Raw genomic sequence first — 3,474 nt, forward strand, 5'->3', positions numbered from 1 at the left:
GTAGCAGTGAAATGCGTAGAGATCGGGAGGAACATCTGTGGCGAAGGCGGCCACCTGGACCAGCACTGACACTGAGGCACGAAAGCGTGGGGAGCAAACAGGATTAGATACCCTGGTAGTCCACGCCCTAAACGATGCGAACTGGACGTTGGGCTCAATTAGGAGCTCAGTGTCGAAGCTAACGCGTTAAGTTCGCCGCCTGGGGAGTACGGTCGCAAGACTGAAACTCAAAGGAATTGACGGGGGCCCGCACAAGCGGTGGAGTATGTGGTTTAATTCGATGCAACGCGCAGAACCTTACCTGGCCTTGACATCCACGGAATCCTTTAGAGATAGAGGAGTGCCTTCGGGAACCGTGAGACAGGTGCTGCATGGCTGTCGTCAGCTCGTGTCGTGAGATGTTGGGTTAAGTCCCGCAACGAGCGCAACCCTTGTCCTTAGTTGCCAGCGAGTAATGTCGGGAACTCTAAGGAGACTGCCGGTGACAAACCGGAGGAAGGTGGGGATGACGTCAAGTCATCATGGCCCTTACGGCCAGGGCTACACACGTACTACAATGGTGGGGACAGAGGGTCGCGAGGCCGCGAGGCGGAGCCAATCCCAGAAACCCCATCCTAGTCCGGATCGGAGTCTGCAACTCGACTCCGTGAAGTCGGAATCGCTAGTAATCGCAGATCAGCATTGCTGCGGTGAATACGTTCCCGGGCCTTGTACACACCGCCCGTCACACCATGGGAGTGGGTTGCACCAGAAGCAGGTAGTCTAACCGCAAGGGGGACGCTTGCCACGGTGTGATTCATGACTGGGGTGAAGTCGTAACAAGGTAGCCGTATCGGAAGGTGCGGCTGGATCACCTCCTTTTGAGCATGACGAGTTCGCCTTTACAGGCGTCCGCACAAGTTTCCTGCATTCCACATCACGTGATCCGGCCTGGGTCTGTAGCTCAGGTGGTTAGAGCGCACCCCTGATAAGGGTGAGGTCGGAGGTTCGAGTCCTCCTAGACCCACCAACTTCACGGGGCCATAGCTCAGCTGGGAGAGCACCTGCTTTGCAAGCAGGGGGTCGTCGGTTCGATCCCGACTGGCTCCACCAGTTGGGCCGGCCGCAAGTGGAATGACAGCGCGCACACAAGTTTATCGATCTGGCTTAGAGGCCGGCATCGTGTTCTTTGAAAACATGGGAAGTAGCGAGCGTTTGAGACGAAATACTGTCATCAAGACGTGTCGTAGAGGCTAAGGCGGAGTCCGTAAGAGGACTCTATTGAAGTTAATCGTTGAACTATTCGCTCAACGTTTAACCCTGAGGCGACTTGGGGTTATATGGTCAAGCGAATAAGCGCACACGGTGGATGCCTTGGCGGTCAGAGGCGATGAAGGACGTGGCAGCCTGCGAAAAGCTCCGGTGAGTCGGCAACAGACATTGACCCGGAGATGTCCGAATGGGGAAACCCACCGCTTCGGCGGTATCGTGCAGTGAATACATAGCTGTACGAAGCGAACCTGGTGAACTGAAATATCTAAGTAACCAGAGGAAAAGAAATCAACCGAGATTCCCCCAGTAGTGACGAGCGAACGGGGACCAGCCCTGAAGTCTGCATGGTTCTAGCAAAACGGCCTGGAAAGGCCGGCCATAGAAGGTGATAGCCCTGTATGTGAAAGGGCCACGCAGATGATGATGAGTAAGGCGGGGCACGTGAAACCCTGTCTGAATATGGGGGGACCATCCTCCAAGGCTAAATACTCCTGACCGACCGATAGTGAACCAGTACCGTGAGGGAAAGGCGAAAAGAACCCCGGAGAGGGGAGTGAAATAGAACCTGAAACCGTGTGCGTACAAGCAGTGGGAGCCGACTTGTTCGGTGACTGCGTACCTTTTGTATAATGGGTCAGCGACTTACTGTATGTGGCGAGCTTAACCGTATAGGGGAGGCGAAGGGAAACCGAGTCTGAATAGGGCGCATAGTCGCATGCAGTAGACCCGAAACCGGGTGATCTAGCCATGCCCAGGGTGAAGGTCGGGTAACACCGACTGGAGGCCCGAACCCACTCCTGTTGCAAAAGTAGGGGATGAGGTGTGGCTAGGAGTGAAAAGCTAATCGAACCCGGAGATAGCTGGTTCTCCTCGAAAGCTATTTAGGTAGCGCCTCGTGCGAATCTTCTTGGGGGTAGAGCACTGTTATGGCTAGGGGGTCATTGTGACTTACCAAACCATTGCAAACTCCGAATACCAAGACAGACTACACGGGAGACACACGGCGGGTGCTAACGTCCGTCGTGAAAAGGGAAACAACCCAGACCTACAGCTAAGGTCCCCAAATTACCGCTCAGTGGAAAACGATGTGGGAAGGCACAGACAGCCAGGAGGTTGGCTTAGAAGCAGCCATCCTTTAAAGAAAGCGTAATAGCTCACTGGTCGAGTCGGCCTGCGCGGAAGATTTAACGGGGCTAAGCGGTATACCGAAGCTTAGGGTGCACACTTTGTGTGCGCGGTAGAGGAGCGTTCCGTAAGCCGTTGAAGGTGGATTGAGAAGTCCGCTGGAGGTATCGGAAGTGCGAATGCTGACATAAGTAACGATAATGCGGGTGAAAAGCCCGCACGCCGAAAGCCCAAGGTTTCCTTGCGCAACGTTAATCGACGCAGGGTGAGTCGGCCCCTAAGGCGAGACCGAAAGGTGTAGTCGATGGGAAGCTGGTTAATATTCCAGCACCTCGCGTGACTGCGATGGGGGGACGGAGAAGGTTAGGTGTACCGGGCGTTGGTTGTCCCGGGGAAAGGCGGTAGGCATTGGGGGTAGGCAAATCCGCTCCCATTTATGCCGAGCACCGAGACGAGCCCTATCGGGCGAAGTCACTGATACCACGCTTCCAGGAAAAGCCTCTAAGCTTCAGGTCACGCAGACCGTACCGTAAACCGACACAGGTGGGCAGGATGAGAATTCTCAGGCGCTTGAGAGAACTTGGGTGAAGGAACTAGGCAACATGGCACCGTAACTTCGGGAGAAGGTGCGCCTTCCAGGGTGGCAATATGCATTGTCGAGCCCCGGAAGGCCGCAGAAACCAGGCCGCTGCGACTGTTTATCAAAAACACAGCACTCTGCAAACACGAAAGTGGACGTATAGGGTGTGACGCCTGCCCGGTGCCGGAAGGTTAATTGATGGGGTTAGCCGCAAGGCGAAGCTCTTGATCGAAGCCCCGGTAAACGGCGGCCGTAACTATAACGGTCCTAAGGTAGCGAAATTCCTTGTCGGGTAAGTTCCGACCTGCACGAATGGCGTAACGACAGCGGCGCTGTCTCCACCCAAGACTCAGTGAAATTGAAATCGCTGTGAAGATGCAGCGTTCCCGCGGCAAGACGGAAAGACCCCGTGAACCTTTACTATAGCTTTACATTGAACGTTGAGTTCGTCTGTGTAGGATAGGTGGGAGGCTATGAAGTGTGGTCGCCAGATCGCATGGAGCCATCCTTGAAATACC

At 54.9% G+C, this 3,474-nt stretch carries 2 tRNA genes and 2 rRNA genes; all 4 read left to right on the top strand.

The annotated features are described in order from the left end of the window. Positions 1–861, top strand: a 16S ribosomal RNA gene (locus tag N790_RS04595); the annotation flags it as partial. A 71-nt stretch (positions 862–932) separates the two neighbouring features. Further along, a tRNA-Ile gene (locus N790_RS04600) sits at positions 933–1,009 on the top strand. Between the two features lie 7 nt (positions 1,010–1,016). Then, a tRNA-Ala gene (locus N790_RS04605) sits at positions 1,017–1,092 on the top strand. Positions 1,093–1,321: 229 nt separating this feature from the next. Then, a 23S ribosomal RNA gene (locus N790_RS04610) occupies positions 1,322–3,474 on the top strand; the annotation flags it as partial.

The sequence above is a fragment of the Arenimonas malthae CC-JY-1 genome, from assembly GCF_000747075.1.
Taxonomy (GTDB): Bacteria; Pseudomonadota; Gammaproteobacteria; order Xanthomonadales; family Xanthomonadaceae; genus Arenimonas; species Arenimonas malthae.